The 17222-nt window shown below is 44.4% G+C and carries 12 protein-coding genes; 9 read left to right on the top strand and 3 right to left on the bottom strand.

The window, feature by feature from the left end:
- From dnaA to QSH61_RS00035, 7 genes are all read left to right on the top strand, one after another.
- Positions 1 to 1401, top strand: coding sequence for a chromosomal replication initiator protein DnaA (gene dnaA / locus QSH61_RS00005; RefSeq protein ID WP_206473599.1), 1401 nt, complete (start codon positions 1 to 3; stop codon positions 1399 to 1401).
- Positions 1402 to 1411: 10 nt separating this feature from the next.
- Positions 1412 to 2515, top strand: a complete 1104-nt coding sequence (dnaN, locus tag QSH61_RS00010) for a DNA polymerase III subunit beta (RefSeq protein ID WP_017218529.1) — start codon at positions 1412 to 1414, stop codon at positions 2513 to 2515.
- 4 nt (positions 2516 to 2519) lie between these two features.
- Complete coding sequence (gene recF / locus QSH61_RS00015) at positions 2520 to 3608, top strand: DNA replication/repair protein RecF (protein ID WP_010604162.1); 1089 nt, start codon at positions 2520 to 2522, stop codon at positions 3606 to 3608.
- A 12-nt stretch (positions 3609 to 3620) separates the two neighbouring features.
- Positions 3621 to 6038, top strand: coding sequence for a DNA topoisomerase (ATP-hydrolyzing) subunit B (gene gyrB / locus QSH61_RS00020; protein ID WP_017218527.1), 2418 nt, complete (start codon positions 3621 to 3623; stop codon positions 6036 to 6038).
- 176 nt (positions 6039 to 6214) lie between these two features.
- Entirely contained in the window at positions 6215 to 7117 is a 903-nt protein-coding gene (gene glyQ / locus QSH61_RS00025) for a glycine--tRNA ligase subunit alpha (RefSeq protein WP_010376835.1), read from the top strand.
- Complete coding sequence (gene glyS, locus QSH61_RS00030; RefSeq protein ID WP_010604164.1) at positions 7117 to 9186, top strand: glycine--tRNA ligase subunit beta; 2070 nt, start codon at positions 7117 to 7119, stop codon at positions 9184 to 9186. Before glyQ ends, glyS begins: the two co-directional genes overlap by 1 nt.
- 71 nt (positions 9187 to 9257) lie before the next feature.
- Positions 9258 to 9704: an early set domain-containing protein gene (locus tag QSH61_RS00035; protein ID WP_010604165.1), complete on the top strand. Its 447-nt coding sequence runs from the start codon at positions 9258 to 9260 to the stop codon at positions 9702 to 9704.
- Between the two features lie 68 nt (positions 9705 to 9772).
- Here QSH61_RS00035 and tusA read toward each other — a convergent pair whose 3' ends face one another.
- The 3 genes from tusA to fadB form a co-directional block, all read right to left on the bottom strand.
- On the bottom strand, positions 9773 to 10012 hold the full coding sequence (tusA, locus tag QSH61_RS00040; RefSeq protein ID WP_010376829.1) for a sulfurtransferase TusA: 240 nt from the start codon (positions 10010 to 10012) through the stop codon (positions 9773 to 9775).
- A 222-nt stretch (positions 10013 to 10234) separates the two neighbouring features.
- Positions 10235 to 11404 (bottom strand): acetyl-CoA C-acyltransferase FadA, encoded by a 1170-nt coding sequence (gene fadA, locus QSH61_RS00045; protein ID WP_010604167.1) that lies wholly within the window; start codon positions 11402 to 11404, stop codon positions 10235 to 10237.
- A 1-nt stretch (position 11405) separates the two neighbouring features.
- Positions 11406 to 13568 (bottom strand): fatty acid oxidation complex subunit alpha FadB, encoded by a 2163-nt coding sequence (fadB, locus tag QSH61_RS00050; protein WP_206473606.1) that lies wholly within the window; start codon positions 13566 to 13568, stop codon positions 11406 to 11408.
- A gap of 280 nt (positions 13569 to 13848) precedes the next feature.
- Here fadB and QSH61_RS00055 point away from each other — a divergent pair, with 280 nt between their 5' ends.
- Together QSH61_RS00055 and pepQ are read left to right on the top strand one after the other, a co-directional pair.
- Positions 13849 to 15738 carry a transglycosylase SLT domain-containing protein gene (locus tag QSH61_RS00055; protein WP_206473612.1) on the top strand — a complete coding sequence of 630 codons (1890 nt, stop codon included), beginning with the start codon at positions 13849 to 13851 and terminating at the stop codon, positions 15736 to 15738.
- Between the two features lie 94 nt (positions 15739 to 15832).
- Complete coding sequence (pepQ, locus tag QSH61_RS00060) at positions 15833 to 17155, top strand: Xaa-Pro dipeptidase (RefSeq protein WP_174170121.1); 1323 nt, start codon at positions 15833 to 15835, stop codon at positions 17153 to 17155.
- The last annotated feature ends 67 nt before the right edge of the window (positions 17156 to 17222 follow it).

The raw sequence follows: 17222 nt of genomic DNA on the forward strand, positions 1-17222 counted from the left end.
GTGTATCTGTCGGTTTGGCAAAGTTGTTTATATGTTTTGCAAGATGAATTGCCATCTCAGCAATTTAGCATGTGGGTAAGACCACTACAGGCAGAAAGTACTGATGATACGCTAACTATCTATGCGCCGAATCGTTTTGTATTGGATTGGGTACGAGAAAAGTATCTCCACCGCATCAATGAACTGCTGATTGAGATCTGTGGTGATGAAGCACCAGAGCTGCGCTTTGATGTGGGTAGCAAACCTGTGTTAGCTGCACAACCAAGTGTATCTAACGAAAAGGCCTCAAGTGTAGGTCATGCCGCTGATAACATGTCAATGCTGCAAGGCACTCAGCCAAAAATGGCAGAAAAAGTTGAGCCTGCTCCTAAATCTTCGCACAAGTCTAATATTAAAGAGAATTACACCTTTGATAACTTTGTAGAAGGTAAATCTAACCAATTGGCTAAAGCTGCTGCAACACAAGTTGCTGATAATCCAGGTTCTGCATTCAACCCCGTATTTATTTATGGTGGTACAGGTTTGGGTAAGACGCACCTGTTACACGCCGTAGGTAATGGCATCATTGAACAAAAACCGGATGCAAAAATTGTTTATATGCATTCAGAGCGTTTTGTTCAGGACATGGTTAAAGCACTGCAGAATAATGCCATTGAAGAATTCAAGCGTTACTACCGCAGCGTTGATGCATTGATGATTGATGATATCCAATTCTTTGCAAACAAAGAGCGTTCGCAAGAAGAGTTCTTCCATACTTTTAATGCGCTGCTTGAAGGCAACCAACAAATTATTCTAACTTCTGACCGTTACCCTAAAGAAATAGAAGGGGTTGAGGACCGACTGAAGTCGCGTTTTGGTTGGGGGTTAACTATTGCTATTGAGCCACCAGAATTAGAGACTCGCGTTGCTATCTTAATGAAGAAAGCGCAGCAAAGTAATATTAACTTGCCACACGAAGTTGCCTTTTTTATTGCGAAGAAATTACGCTCTAATGTGCGAGAGTTAGAAGGTGCGTTAAACCGCGTGATAGCTAATGCCAACTTCACTGGTCGTCCAATTTCTATCGATTTTGTTAAAGAAGCGCTACGCGATTTATTAGCGCTACAAGACAAACTCGTTACCATCGATAATATCCAGCGCACCGTGGCGGAATATTATCGAATTCGTGTTTCTGACTTATTGTCAAAACGTCGTAGCCGTTCAGTTGCAAGACCAAGACAAGTTGCCATGGCATTGTCTAAAGAACTGACAAACCACAGCTTACCAGAAATAGGTGATGCATTTGGTGGGCGCGACCATACCACCGTGTTACACGCGTGTAGAAAAGTAAAAGCACTTCGTGATGAAAGTCATGAGGTAAAAGAAGATTATCAAAACTTAATTAGAACGCTGTCTTCTTAAGGGTTAAATGATGCAAATAACGATTCCAAGAGAACTATTTTTAAAGCCACTGGTACAGGTGTCGGGTGCCATTGAGCGCAAACATACACTGCCTATTTTGTCTAATGTATTGCTAGAAGTGAAAAATGGCGCGTTACATATGACAGGTACAGATTTAGAGATAGAGCTTGTTGCATCTGTTGCCCTTGAAACCAATGTGCCAGACGCCAAGATCACTTTACCGGCGAAAAAGCTCCTAGATATTTGTAAGAGCTTGCCTGATAACTCGGATTTAGTGCTGAGTAGCCAAGAGCATCAATTGCTACTGACTAGCGGTCAAAGTCGCTTTTCTTTGACAACCTTAGCCGCTGAAGACTTCCCTAATCTTGAAGAGTGGGACGGTGAGGTTGAGTTTGCCATAACGCGTTTAGAGCTTAGAAAATTGCTAGAAGCAACGCATTTCTCTATGGCTAACCAAGACGTACGTTACTATTTAAATGGTATGTCTTTCGAAGTAGATAATAATGAAATTAAAACGGTAGCCACTGACGGTCACCGTTTGGCAATTGCGCAGCAAAAATTACCTGAGTCATTGCAAACGCAGCGTCAATTGATCATTCCTCGTAAGGGCGTGCAAGAGATCATGCGCTTACTGCCTGCGGATGATGAAACTATCACCATTCAATTTGGCGCTAATCATGTGCGTATCATCGACAGCGAATTTACTTTTACGAGTAAGCTGGTGGATGGGCGATTCCCTGATTATCGTCGCGTATTACCTCGTGGCGGGGACAAGTTGGTTACCGCAAATCGCGATTGGCTACGTAGTGCATTTCAGCGCGTATCTATTCTTTCTAACGAGAAGTTTCGTGGTGTGCGATTGAATCTGAGTAATGGGCAATTAAAAATTAGTGCCAATAACCCAGAGCAGGAGCAAGCTGAAGAAATTGTTGAGGTAGGTTACCAAGGCGATGATCTTGAAGTTGGTTTTAACGTTTCTTACTTATTAGACGTGTTAAATACAATAAAGTCTGAAGATGTACAGTTTACGCTTTCTGATGCGAACAGCAGTGCGCTTATTGAAGCCGCTGGTGACGAACATGCAATGTATGTAGTTATGCCGATGCGTTTATAGAGTTATGAGTTTAACTCACCTTAGCCTCAATGCGTTTCGAAACATTGAGGCGATGGCGCTTTCACCTAGCAATGCCGTTAATGTCATTCTCGGTGAAAATGGTAGCGGTAAAACCAGTCTGCTCGAAGCCATTTACTTTCTCTCCAGTGGTAAATCTTTCCGTACCAATCTGCAAAAATTAATGATCAAGCATGAGGCTTCTCATTGCGTTGTTCATGCTAAAAAACAACTACATAACTTGTCTATACCGCTTGGTATTAGTAAATATACCAGTGGTGAAACTAAGCTTCGAATTCAGGGGCAAGCAAGCCGGAAAGTGGCAGAATTAGCACAGGTTTTACCTGTTCAAGTTATTACACCAGAAAGCTATGAGCTGTTTTTTGGTGGTCCAAAAGAGCGTCGTAAGTTTCTTGATTTAGGTGTGTTCCACGTGGAACATCAGTTCTATTCCACATGGAAAATGTTTAATCAGGTGCTCAAGCAACGTAACGCTTTATTGAAATCTAAACCGAGAGATCTCCAATCCCAGCTAAGTTATTGGGATAAGGAGTTTGTACGCCTTGCTGAGCAAATAAATATGTTTAGAGAGGCTTATATAGGTAGGTTTCAGACGCATTTTTTTGATAAGATAGGGGATATAAGCCCTATATTTAAAGGCCTTGAAATTCGCTTTCAAGCGGGCTGGAAGGGGGAACTCGCTGAGGTATTAACGAATCAGTTAGAGCGAGATGTAAAACTTGGCTATACAAGTAAAGGGCCGCATAAGGCTGACTTTAACTTTTATACTCAAGGAAACAGCGTAGAACATATTTTTTCTCGTGGGCAACTCAAGCTCTTACTGTATGCACTTAAAGTAATGCAAAACAGTTTGATTGACCAAGAGAGTAATAAGCAGTCAATTCTGCTTATTGATGATTTACCTTCGGAGCTTAGTGAAGATACTAAGGTGGCGGTATCGCGTCTGTTGGCGCAATGTCAGTCACAGCTGTTTATCACTGCTATTACTCCAGAAAGTATTGCCGCCGTTATTGAACCAATGGAACGTGAAATTAAAATGTTCCACGTGGAACATGGCAGCTTAATAACAAAATAATTGGAAGAAACCATGTCGGAAAATTACGATTCGTCGAGTATTAAAGTACTTAAAGGATTGGATGCTGTAAGAAAGCGTCCGGGAATGTATATCGGTGACACAGACGATGGTACTGGTTTACATCACATGGTGTTTGAGGTCGTTGATAACTCAATCGACGAAGCACTAGCAGGATATTGTGACGATATTTTCGTAACAATTCATACCGATGGCTCTGTATCTGTTCGAGATAATGGTCGTGGTATCCCAACTTCAATTCACGAAGAAGAAGGGGTTTCTGCGGCGGAAGTTATCATGACTGTACTACATGCCGGTGGTAAATTTGATGATAACTCATATAAAGTATCTGGCGGTCTGCACGGTGTAGGTGTTTCTGTTGTAAATGCACTTTCTGAAAAACTACAATTAACAATCCGCCGTGATGGCAAAGTGCATCAGCAAAAATACACAATGGGTGTTCCAGATGCGCCGCTAGGTATTATCGGTGAAGCGGAATCTACTGGTACAGAATTGAGATTCTGGCCAAGTGCTGAAACTTTCTCAGATACAAATTTCCACTACGATATTCTAGCCAAGCGCCTACGTGAACTATCTTTCCTTAACTCTGGTGTAAGCATCATTTTGAGTGATGAGCGCGAAGAGAATAAACAAGATCACTTCAAATACGAAGGCGGTATTCAAGCATTCGTTGCATATCTAAATCGTAAGAAGACGCCAGTTCATCAAAGCGTTTTCCACTTTTCGACTGAGCGTGATGATGGCATTAGCGTAGAAGTCTCTATGCAATGGAATGATGGTTTCCAAGAAAACATCTACTGTTTTACCAATAACATTCCTCAACGCGATGGTGGTACTCACTTAGCGGGTTTCCGTGCAGCACTTACGCGTACGCTTAACACCTACATGGAAAAAGAAGGCTTTAATAAAAAGTATAAAACCAGTGCTACGGGTGACGATGCCCGTGAAGGTTTGACCGCTGTTGTTAGTGTTAAAGTTCCTGATCCTAAATTCTCTTCACAGACAAAAGATAAGCTCGTTTCTAGTGAAGTGAAAGGGGCTGTTGAGCAAATGATGGCTGAAAAGCTAACGGAATTCTTGCTAGAAAACCCAGGCGATGCAAAAACCGTTGTAAACAAAATCGTTGATGCTGCGCGCGCACGTGAAGCTGCACGTAAGGCCCGTGAAATGACTCGTCGTAAGGGCGTTATGGATTTAGCTGGTCTACCGGGTAAACTCGCTGACTGCCAAGAACGAGATCCTGCACTTTCTGAACTATATATAGTGGAGGGTGACTCGGCGGGTGGTTCTGCTAAGCAAGGTCGTAACCGTAAGAACCAAGCCATTCTGCCGCTCAAAGGTAAAATCTTGAACGTAGAAAAAGCACGCTTTGATAAGATGCTTTCTTCTCAGGAAGTGGCAACACTAATTACTGCATTAGGCTGTGGTATTGGCCGTGATGAATATAACCCTGAAAAGCTAAGATATCACCGCATCATCATCATGACCGATGCGGACGTGGATGGTTCACACATCCGTACGCTGCTACTGACTTTCTTCTATCGTCAAATGCCAGAGATCATCGAGCGCGGTTATGTCTATATTGCTCAGCCACCACTATATAAAGTGAAGAAAGGTAAGCAAGAGCGCTATATTAAAGATGATAATGCACTAACTTCATACCTAACGACATTAGCACTTAACGATGCTGCGTTATACCCAGCAGAAGGTGCTGAGCCAATTTCTGGTAACAAGTTAGAAAACTTAGTGCATGATTATCAAAATACGATAGATATTATTGAACGTTTAAAGCGTAAGTACCCGTCTTCAATCATGAACCGCTTGCTTTATCATCCAGAGCTCACCGAGTCAGACTTATCTGATGAAGCAAAGGTAACTGCGTGGACTGAAAACTTGGTTGCTGACCTTGTGAAGAAAGATGAAGACGCCACTATCTTCAACGCAGAAGTTGCATTTGATGAAGAGCGCCATATGTATTATCCGGTGATCAATATTCGTCAGCACGGTGTTGATAAAGCGCATACTTTGAACTTCGATTTTATTACATCTAAAGATTATGTTCGCATTGCGAATACGGGTCGTCAGATTGGTAGTTTGATCAGCGAAGGCGGTTATGTACAGCGTGGTGAGAAGACTCAAGCAATCGAATATTTTGAGGCTGGTCTTGAATGGCTTATCTCAGAGTCTAAGCGTGGCTTGTATACACAACGCTATAAAGGATTGGGTGAGATGAACCCTGACCAACTTTGGGAAACAACGATGGATCCAGATGCTCGCCGTATGCTACGTGTGACTATTGAAGATGCCATTGCTGCAGACCAATTGTTTGCAACCTTGATGGGTGACCAAGTTGAACCTCGTCGAGAGTTTATCGAAACAAATGCACTGAGAGTTGTTAACTTAGACGTATAAACTCAAACATCTAGTAAAAAGGAGGGATTTTCCCTCCTTTTTTTATGCTTTAAAGCTTAAAACCCTCCTGCGCTCGCGGTATACTGAGCATAATTTTCAATCATTGAATCTAGCGTAAGCGCCAAATTACTGCAGGCGTTTACATACGATAAGTACCAGATAAAAATAAGCCAACTATGCAAAAATACGATATCAAAACCTTCCAAGGTTTGATCCTGGCTTTACAGGATTACTGGGCGCAGCAAGGCTGTGTTGTAGCTCAACCTTTAGATATGGAAGTTGGTGCGGGTACATTCCACCCGATGACCTTCCTTAAGTCCATTGGTCCTGAGCCAATGTCGAGCGCATACGTACAACCTTGTCGCCGCCCGACGGATGGTCGCTATGGTGAAAACCCTAACCGTCTTCAGCATTACTACCAATTCCAAGTTGTTTTGAAGCCATCGCCTGAGAATATTCAGGAGCTCTACCTAGGCTCTCTAGAAGCGTTGGGCATTGATACATTAACGCACGAAGTACGTTTTGTTGAAGACAACTGGGAGTCACCAACGCTAGGTGCTTGGGGATTAGGTTGGGAAGTATGGTTGAATGGCATGGAAGTGACTCAGTTTACTTACTTCCAGCAAGTTGGCGGTATTGAATGCTCACCGGTAACGGGTGAAATTACTTATGGTTTAGAGCGCCTTGCGATGTATATACAAGGTGTAGACAGCATTTATGATCTCGTTTGGACAGATGGTCCGATGGGGCGCGTAACTTATGGTGACGTGTTCATGCAAAACGAGATCGAACAGTCGACATATAACTTTGAATATGCGGATGTAGAGGCATTATTTAAGCAGTTTGATCAGTGTGAAAAAGAAAGTGAAAAGCTAATCGAAGCAGGGCTTCCTCTACCTGCTTATGAGCAGGTAATGAAGGCATCTCATGCATTTAACCTGTTAGATGCACGTCATGCTATCTCAGTAACTGAGCGTCAGCGCTATATATTAAGAGTTCGTGCTTTATCAAAAGCTTGTGCACAGGCTTACTATGACGCACGTGAAGCACTTGGCTTCCCGCTTTGTAAGGATAAATAATGTCGATTGAAAACTTACTCGTAGAAATTGGTACCGAAGAGCTACCACCAAAGGCGTTACGCAACCTTGCTGAGTCATTCGCAGAAAATACTAGGCAAGAACTTGAAGCATTAGAGCTTAGCCATGAAGGCGTGAGCTGGTATGCATCACCTCGTCGCTTAGGCATTCAAGTTAAAGCATTGCAAACGCAACAGGCCGATAAAGTGGTTGAAAAGCGTGGTCCAGCTATTCAGGCGGCATTTGACGCGGATGGTAACGCGACTAAAGCGGCGCTAGGTTGGGCTCGTGGTTGTGGTATTGATATTAATGATGCTGAGCGTTTAGAAACTGACAAGGGTACTTGGCTGCTACACAAAGCGAAAGTAGAGGGGCAACAGACCTTAGCGTTACTAAGCGATGTGATCAACAAAGCACTGGCTAAGTTACCTATTCCAAAGCCGATGCGCTGGGGTGCGAACAAGACGCAATTTATCCGTCCTGTGCATACTGTGGCTGCACTACTTGGTAGTCAACAAGTTGAAGGTGAAGTGCTAGGTAAAGCTATCAGCAATGAGCTGCAAGGACATCGCTTCCATCACCCTGAACGTGTTCGTGTTGAACATGCTGATGATAGCCATGCAGTGCTAAAAGGCGCATACGTTATTGCGGATTATGAAGCACGTAAAGCGTTAATTCGAGGCCAAATTGAAGCTGAAGCTGAAAAGCTCGGCGCGCAAGTAGCGATGGATGAAGATCTTCTTGAAGAAGTCACATCACTAGTCGAGTGGCCAGTAACTTTAGTTGCATCTTTTGAAGAAGCCTTCTTGCAAGTGCCTGATGAAGCACTTATCTACACCATGAAAGACGACCAAAAATACTTTCCACTGTTAGATAAGCAAGGCAACTTGATCAACAAGTTCTTGTTTGTTTCTAACATTGAAAGTAAAGATCCGAGCGTAGTGATCTCGGGTAACGAGAAAGTGGTTCGTCCACGTCTGGCAGATGCTCAGTTCTTCTTTGAAACGGATAAGAAGAAAACGCTGGAAAGTCGTCTTGAGTCACTTGATTCAGTGTTATTTCAGAAGCAGCTTGGCACACTAAAAGACAAGTCAGAGCGTATCTCGGCACTCGCAGGTTTTATTGCGGAGCAGCTTGGTGCTGATAAGGCATTAGCAGAGCGTGCCGGTTTACTAAGTAAAACGGATTTAATGACTGAAATGGTCATGGAATTTACTGACGTTCAGGGCGTGATGGGTATGCATTACGCGCGCATTGATGGCGAAGCGGAAGAAGTCGCACTAGCACAAAATGAGCAATATATGCCGCGTTTTGCTGGTGATAATCTACCGTCTAACCCAATCAGTTTTGCTGTGGCGCTTGCGGATAAGTTTGATACTCTGGTTGGCATTTTTGGTATCGGCCAGACACCAAAAGGCGATAAAGACCCGTTTGCACTTCGTCGTGCTGCCATCGGCGCATTGCGTATCATGGTAGAAAAAGAACTACCATTAGACATTCAGGATATCGTTGCCAAAGCAATGACGTTATTCGGTGATAAGCTAAGCAATGCAAATGTTGCCGATGAAGTGGTTGAGTTTATGTTAGGTCGTTTCCGTGCCTGGTACCAAGATGAAGGTATCAGCGTGGATGTGATCCAAGCAGTACTTGCAAGACGTCCAACGAGCCCAGTTGATTTTGATCGCCGAGTAAAAGCGGTTAGTCACTTTAGAACGTTGGCGGAAGCTGAAGCGTTAGCTGCTGCCAATAAGCGTGTAAACAACATTTTAGCGAAGAATAACGTCGCGTCAGAAGCTGCGGTGGAGAGTTCACTCCTGCAAGAAGAAGCTGAGCAAACATTGGCTGCACAAGTTGCTGCGTTAACTGCTGAGCTTGCACCTGTTTACGCTGAAGGTGATTATCAAACTGCACTGACGCGTTTAGCAAGTTTACGTGAAGCAGTAGATAACTTCTTTGATAATGTTATGGTAATGGCGGACGATGAAGCGGTTAAAGCCAATCGTTTAGCGCTACTTGGTCAGTTAAGTAAGTTATTCCTTAATACTGCAGATATTTCAGTGTTACAAAACTAATTGCTGATACAAAAGCCAGCAATTGCTGGCTTTTTGCTGATTGGTAAAAGCAAGTAAAAGGCAGTCTAGCTATGATTAAAAAACAAGGGGCAATGGCGATTGCGCTATTAGCACTTACCGCTTGTAGTAGTAACTTTCAATTGCCAACAACGTCAACTTCACCGGTAGTTGCTGGTGAGTTGGATAAGACAATGTATTTACGCGGTGACTTCACTCTGTGGGATGCCGAACCTCAGTATCGCTTTGAAGAAACACAACCGGGGATCTACGCAACAAAAGCAAGATTCATGAGCCCAGGTAAAGTGTATGAATTTAAAATTGCTGATGAGCAGTGGAGTGAAGGCTACAACTGTGGCTATAAGAGTGAAGGGCAGTTAACGCTAGGACAACCGCTGGTTGCGGATTGTAACACGGTGTATAACTACTTTAGCTTTAAGCCAAGTAAAAAAGGTTGGTACGAAATCCGCTTAGATTATCGTAATCCTCGCTCACCAAAGGTGGTGATTGTAAAATCTTAAAAAAGCGGCATCAGCCGCTTTTTTATTGTCTATGACTCATGAGTTCAAACAGTGTGTTAAAGAGGAGATCACTGACCTTTCTTAATCACATATTTGTAAGGAGATTCGGCCACTGCTTTGGCAACCAAAGTGTGATCCATAAATTCACAGAAGCTCGGAATGTCCCGTGTCGTTGATGGATCATCTGCGATAACTAACAACGTCTCACCTAAGTTCATCCGTCTCACCATGCCTCTAATCATCATTACCGGCTCCGGACAACGTAAGCCTACTGCATCTAAGGTGTGGTCGGTATTATCAAAACTCATTGTGGGTGGCCTTGTTAGTTACGTTGTTAGTGACGAAAACTGCTATTTTAACCGCATGTTGTAAGTAAGCTCAAGTTTGGATAACTCAAGTCTTAGCCAACCGAGGTGAGGTAAATGCGGGTAATAAAAAAGGCAAAACAGCTGTGCCGTTTTGCCTTGGTCACCAAGTTGAAGTTGTGTGCTGGTATTGTCTTATAAAAGCCCAGTACCAGCTGGTTGGAATTAGTTATCTACGCGCTCGAATACGGTAGCGATACCTTGGCCTAAACCAATACACATAGTTGCAAGACCATACTTCGCGTCTTTCTCTTCCATTAGATTGATAAGCGTTGTGCTAATACGTGAGCCTGAGCAACCAAGTGGGTGACCGAGTGCAATTGCACCACCGTTGAGGTTCACTTTCTCATCTACTTTGTCTAGTAGACCTAGATCTTTTAGCACTGGTAGTGATTGTGCTGCAAAGGCTTCGTTTAGTTCAGCAACATCAATATCATCGATAGTAATGCCCGCCTGCTTCAAGGCTTTTTGTGATGCTGGAACTGGACCATAACCCATGATGGAAGGATCGCAACCTGCGACTGCCATTGACTTAACACGAGCACGAATTGGAAGACCGAGTTCTCTTGCTTTAGACTCGCTCATGACCAACATAGCTGAAGCACCGTCAGAAAGCGCTGAAGAGGTACCTGCAGTTACCGTACCCGATGCTGGGTTAAATACAGGACGTAGCTGTCCTAGACCTTCTAGGCTTGTCTCAGGGCGGATAACTTCGTCATGCTCGACAAGTACAGGTGTACCATCGGCATCATGACCTTCCATTGGCAGGATTTCTTTTGCAAAACGCCCTTCAAGGGTTGCGGCATGTGCGCGCTGGTGTGAACGTACGGCAAATTCATCTTGCTGCTCACGACTGATACCATGCATTAGCGCTAAGTACTCAGCTGTTAACCCCATCACGCCAGCAGCTTGCGCAACTGATGTCGCAAGGCCTGGGTGAAAGTCATTACCATGTGTCATTGGTACGTGACCCATGTGCTCAACACCACCGATAAGGTAAGTGTCACCAGCACCTGTCATGATAGCGCGAGCTGCGTCATGCAATGCCTGCATTGACGAACCGCATAGGCGGTTCACGGTTACCGCCGGTACGGTGTGAGGAATGCCAGCTAAGAGTGCAGCATTACGACCAACGTTAAAGCCTTGCTCTAAAGTTTGCTGTACACAGCCCCAGTAAATATCATCAATTGAGTCTGGTGCTACTTGAGGGTTACGCTCAAGTAGGCCTTTCATCAAGTGTGCGCTGAGGTCTTCGGCACGTTTATGCTTAAATACACCGCCTTTTGAACGGCCCATTGGGGTACGAATACAATCTACGATTACCGCGTTTTCCATGTTACTGGCCCTCCACTTGATAGAACACTTTACCTTCATCTGCCCACTGTCTAGTTTGCTCAGAAACTCGATAAATTTCACCAAGATGAGCGTACTTATCAGCCATAGCTACAAAGTTTGCGAGGCCGATTTGGTCTAGATAGCGGAATGCACCACCTCTGAATGGAGGGAAGCCGATACCGTAGATCAGTGCCATGTCTGCTTCTTGCGGTGAAGCAACAATGTTTTCTTGCAGACACAGTAACACTTCATTGATCATTGGCACCATACAACGCTCAATAATCGTTTGTTTATCAAATTCAGTTGGTGCGTCACAAATACCGCTCAGCAGCTCAAGCGCGCTGTCGTCTTTACTCTTCTTCAAACGACCTTTGCGATCTGGTGCGTATTGGTAGAAGCCTTTTTGGTTCTTCTGACCAAAGCGCTCAGCCCCCGCAAGTACTGCGACAGGGTCTTTGTCTTTACGTGCCATGCGAGTAGGGAAGCCATCAGCCATTACACCAGTACAATGGTTTGCCGTATCGATACCCACTACGTCTAGTAGGTACGCTGGACCCATTGGCCAGCCGAAGACATTTTCCATAACCTTATCTACTTTTGCGAAGTCAGCACCTTCTACAACAAGTTGGCTGAAGCCTGCAAAGTAAGGGAATAGAACACGGTTCACGAAGAAACCTGGGCAATCGTTAACAACGATAGGAGACTTGCCAAGCTTTAAGGCATAATCTACCACTGCAGCAACGGTTTCATCCGATGTTTGCTCGCCACGAATGATTTCTACCAATGGCATTTTTGGCACTGGGTTAAAGAAGTGCATACCACAGAAGTTTTCTGGCTTCTCAAGTGCCGTGGCTAACTCATCAATACGAATAGTTGATGTGTTTGAAGTCAGGATCGTACCTTCTGGTAATTGCGACTCTAAACTCGCCAATACCGTTTTCTTGACTTTAGGGTTTTCAACAACGGCTTCTACGATGATGTCTGAGCCTTGTAGATCGTGATCGTTGAGCGTTGCTTTGATTTTACCTAAAGTGGCAACCATCTTGTCCATTGACATGTGGCCGCGCTGTACTTTTTTACCAAGTAGTTTTGCAGCCTCACCCATACCAAGGTCTAGGGCACCTTGCTGGATGTCTTTCATGACAATTGGCGTACCTTTGTAGGCCGATTGGTAAGCGATACCGCCACCCATAATACCAGCACCAAGTACCGCTGCTTGTTTGATCTCTGTTTTACTTTGTTTTGCTTGTTTCTTGGCAACCGTTTTGATGTATTGATCCGCTAAGAAAATACCGGTTTGCGCTGCGGCTTCTGCCGTTTTGGCAAGTTTAGCAAAGTTTTGGTTTTCGAGTGCCATCGCTTCGCTGCGGCTAAGGTTAGCTGCCGCTTTAAGCGTTTGTACCGCCATCATTGGTGCTGGGTAATGACCTTTGGTTTTTGCCATGACTAAGCCTTCGGCCATACCAAAGCTCATACCTTGCTCAACACGATTCATCTTCAATGGGTCAAGCTTGATTTGGCGTTTCGCGCGCCAATCTAATTTACCTGCAATGGCTTGCTCCAAGGTACGAATAGCGGCAGCCATGAGTTTGTCAGCAGGTACTACACCGTCAACCGCACCCACTTTTAGTGCGTCATTCGCTCGGTTTTCTTGACCTGTGGTTATCCACGTCATTGCGTTGTCAGCGCCGATTAAGCGAGGAAGTCTTACGGTACCACCAAAGCCCGGCATAATGCCAAGCTTAACTTCTGGTAGGCCAATTTTTGCGTTGTCAGTTGCAATACGGTAATCCGTGGCGAGCAACCACTCGCAACCACCGCCAAGCGCAAGGCCATTTACTGCCGATAGTGTAGGGAAAGGTAAATCTTCTATTGCGTCGAAGACATCGGTTGCGGTTTTAATCCAACCAACAAGTTCTTCTTCTGAGCGTTGGAAAGTCGGAAGGAATTCAAAAATATCAGCGCCAACAATAAAGTGGTCTTTATCGCTGGTAAAAATTAAGCCGTCGATGTCGTCGCGCTGGCTCAATTCGATAAGTGCTTCGTGGCTTTCCTTTAGTACTTGCTGAGATAGTTTGTTTACTGAGCCTGGTAGGCAAAACTTAAACTCAGCGATATTGCCTTTGCAAAAATCAACTACAAAGGACTCGCGTTTGATTAACATACATGTTCTCCCGTGCTTTACACTGGTACGATGAGTTGTAATTTCAATCAGTGTGGATCCTTTGGCGGCAAATTGCAATGAAAAATTTACCGCACATTTACTGAAATACCTGAGTCGGTTTGCTATGGTGGCTTAACGCACCTCGCATTTAGTGTCATTTATGAGCATGCTCGCAAGTGACAAGCCGAGTTTTGGTCTTCAGCGCCATCTTTAGATAAGCATAATTTGGCTGTATTTCAATTTAGGTGTGTATTCTTTTGGCAGATAAAAAAGGGTTTGCATGACATATTGGTTACCCCGCTTAGCTGCAGGCAGCTTATGTATGGTGAGCTGGCTCTGTGCAGCCGATAGCACTCACGACGAATTTAAAGAGGCTGAGCGTGTCGCTTGGTCTGGTAATTATAATAATTTTAAAGCTGCAACAGCGCAGCTCGATCATCCACTTAAGCCATACGTTGAAATGGCATTTTACAAGCGTCACCCTAAACTCAAGTACCAGCAGGAAATTCAGCACTTTTTAACGGTATACGAACACACCCCATTAGAATGGCCTGTACGTTCAGCTTGGCTCGATTATTTAAAGCGGTATAAAAAGAAAGCACGATTCATCGAGTTCTATCGTGAAACCAGTGATGTTGAACTCAAGTGTACGTATTTGGTGTATCAGTTGGACTTGGGTGCACCGAAAAAAGCCATTCTTGATCAGGTAGCCGATATTTGGACGGTGGGAAAGTCTCAGCCCAGAGCTTGTGATGGTCTTTTTAACCAATGGCAAAAAGCGGGGTATAGAACGCCTGAGCTAGTCTGGCAGCGAATTTCTAATGCTGCGCAATCTGGTCAAACGTCACTGCTAGACTATCTTGAGAAGCTGTTACCAAAAAATGAGGCATACCTTGCCGAGCTATATAAAAAGGTTCGCCAAGATCCGAGTGCCGCTGCTGGGCTTTATCGGTTTAGTAAACGCACCGAAAAAGAAGCCGAAATTGCGGTATATGGTATAAGACGCCTCGTTTGGCGCGATCCTGATTTAGCGCTGCGTGCCTGGCAGAAGATGCAGGATATGTTTACCTTTACTCAGCGGCAAAAGGATAGTGTTGCTTATCGTTTCGCTCTAGCGCTTGCGTCTAAAGGGCATGAAGACGCACGGTTTTGGCTTAATAAAGTGCCCAAATCGTTGCAGGACAGAAAGCTACTACAGTGGCTGATGAGTAACATGCTGAAAGAGCAAGATTGGGAAGGGATTTCGGCCTTATTCGTGGGTCACGAGCAACTAAGCAATGGTCAACAATACTGGCTTGCATATAGCCTCGCGAAGCGTGACGAGTTAGCTAAGGCTAACGAGATTTGGCAGCAATTAGCGCAAGAGCGTGATTACTACGGTTTTTTGGCTGCTGCGCGTTTAGGATTACCAGTCTCACTGAATGAAGAGCCGTTAAATGTTGACCCCAGCATTGTCGAACGAGTATCTCATGCGCCAGGTTTTAAGCGAGCAAAGGCTTTATACGAACTGGAAAGGTATACTCAAGCACGTCGAGAGTGGAACTACCTTACTAACACCTCAAGCAAAGAGGAAAAGCTTGCAGCATCCATATTGGCTGCTGACTTTGATTGGTACGACAGCACTATTTTTACTCTTGCACAGATCAAAGCTTGGAATTACGTTGATTTGCGTTTCCCGATAGCGTTTAAAGAGCTGTTCACTAAATATAGTGAGCGTAATCGAGTCGATGTTGCATGGAGCATTGCGATTGCTCGCCGGGAAAGCTCTTTCGCACCGGATGCACGCTCGAGTGCGGATGCTCACGGTTTAATGCAGCTGCTGCCAAGCACAGCCAAATACGTCAACAACCGCAAACGCGTGGCAAAAAATCGCCTATATCATCCGGCCACAAACATTCGCTTGGGGACCAGTTATTTAGAGTATTTGAAGCGTAAAAATGCTGGAAATGAGGTTTTGGCGACAGCATCGTACAACGCGGGTTATCATAGAATTAAGCGTTGGCTGCCGTCAGAGGCTATGCCTGCTGAGCTTTGGATTGAGCTGATCCCGTACCGAGAAACACGTGACTACGTAAAAAATGTGATGGCATATCGACAGGTTTACCATACCCGCCTTGGTCGTGATGGCAACATATTGGCAAGTATCTTGGATATGAAAATTGTGAAATAACCGCACATGGCTGGTGCTTAGACTCAGTTCGTCGTTTTTAGGTAGCAGCTATGATAGACTCGATAGTATGTGAATTTTTGAAAATGGGTACACCATGGATAAGTTAGCAAATTTATACGCAGAGCACATTGCCACGTTGCAACAGCGTACAAGAACGATAGTAGAACGAGAAGGACTGGATGGACTTGTGATCCATTCGGGGCAAGCAAAGCGTCAATTCCTTGATGATATGTACTATCCGTTTAAAGTTAACCCGCAATTTAAAGCTTGGTTGCCTGTTATCGATAATCCGCATTGCTGGGTTGTGGTTAATGGCAGTGACAAGCCGAAACTCATTTTTTATCGTCCGGTTGATTTTTGGCATAAAGTGCCTGACGAGCCGAGAGATTTTTGGGCAGAGTATTTTGATATTCAACTGCTGGTTAAGCCAGATCAGGTTGAACAGTTACTGCCATACGACAAAGCAAACTATGCCTATATCGGTGAATATTTAGAGGTTGCACAAGCGCTTGGCTTTACTCAAGTGAATCCAGAGCCGGTGATGAACTTCTTGCATTATCATCGTGCATATAAAACTCAGTATGAAATGGCATGTTTACGTGAAGCAAGCCGTCTTGGCGTGCTTGGCCACATGGCGGCGCGCGATGCCTTCTTTGCTGGTGGTTCCGAGTTTGAAATTCAACAAGCTTATCTTAATGCAACTCAGCATATGGAAAACGATACGCCATATGGCAATATTGTCGCCTTGAATGAAAATTGTGCGATTTTGCACTATACCCATTTTGAGCGTAAAGCACCGAGTAAGCACTTATCATTTTTGATTGATGCCGGTGCAAACTTTAACGGTTATGCGTCAGATATTACCCGTACTTATGATTTTGCTAAACAAGGTGAGTTTGCCGAGTTGGTGAAAGTCATGAACGATCACCAAATTGAATTGGGCAGAGCATTACAACCGGGCAAACTATACGGTGAGCTGCATATCGATTGTCATAATCGTGTGGCGCAAGTGTTGAGTGACTTTGGTATTGTTAAGCTTGGTGCTCAGGCCATCGTCGAGAAGGGAATTTCTTCCACTTTCTTCCCTCATGGTCTCGGTCACCATATTGGTCTACAGGTACATGATATGGGCGGATTCATGGCTGATGAAGCCGGCACGCACCAAGCACCGCCTGAAGGTCACCCGTTCTTGCGTTGTACTCGTAAGATAGAGGCTAATCAGGTGTTCACTATTGAGCCTGGGTTGTACTTCATCGATTCATTGTTGGAAGACTTGGCGCAAACAGAAAACAAACAGTATATCAATTGGGATAAGGTTGACGCACTGAAGCCTTACGGTGGTATCCGTATTGAAGATAACATCATTGTGCATGAAGATAGACTAGAAAATATGACGCGAGATTTCGGTCTCGAGTAAGCTGACTTCTAGCGCTAAAAGTAAGTATATTTGGGGGCCGATTGGCTCCCTTTTAGTTTGGAACATT

The sequence above is a fragment of the Pseudoalteromonas sp. JC3 genome (genome assembly GCF_030291895.1).
In the GTDB taxonomy this organism is placed as follows: Bacteria; Pseudomonadota; Gammaproteobacteria; order Enterobacterales; family Alteromonadaceae; genus Pseudoalteromonas.

Bases quoted from the DNA above. Each gene is read 5' to 3' on its own strand.
- fadB (WP_206473606.1), bottom strand. From the start codon at position 13,568: ATGTTAATCAAACGCGAGTCCTTTGTAGTTGATTTTTGCAAAGGCAAT.
- recF (WP_010604162.1), top strand. From the start codon at position 2,520: ATGAGTTTAACTCACCTTAGCCTCAATGCGTTTCGAAACATTGAGGCG.
- glyQ (WP_010376835.1), top strand. From the start codon at position 6,215: ATGCAAAAATACGATATCAAAACCTTCCAAGGTTTGATCCTGGCTTTA.
- glyS (WP_010604164.1), top strand. From the start codon at position 7,117: ATGTCGATTGAAAACTTACTCGTAGAAATTGGTACCGAAGAGCTACCA.
- tusA (WP_010376829.1), bottom strand. From the start codon at position 10,012: ATGAGTTTTGATAATACCGACCACACCTTAGATGCAGTAGGCTTACGT.
- dnaN (WP_017218529.1), top strand. From the start codon at position 1,412: ATGCAAATAACGATTCCAAGAGAACTATTTTTAAAGCCACTGGTACAG.
- gyrB (WP_017218527.1), top strand. From the start codon at position 3,621: ATGTCGGAAAATTACGATTCGTCGAGTATTAAAGTACTTAAAGGATTG.
- fadA (WP_010604167.1), bottom strand. From the start codon at position 11,404: ATGGAAAACGCGGTAATCGTAGATTGTATTCGTACCCCAATGGGCCGT.
- QSH61_RS00055 (WP_206473612.1), top strand. From the start codon at position 13,849: ATGACATATTGGTTACCCCGCTTAGCTGCAGGCAGCTTATGTATGGTG.
- QSH61_RS00035 (WP_010604165.1), top strand. From the start codon at position 9,258: ATGATTAAAAAACAAGGGGCAATGGCGATTGCGCTATTAGCACTTACC.
- pepQ (WP_174170121.1), top strand. From the start codon at position 15,833: ATGGATAAGTTAGCAAATTTATACGCAGAGCACATTGCCACGTTGCAA.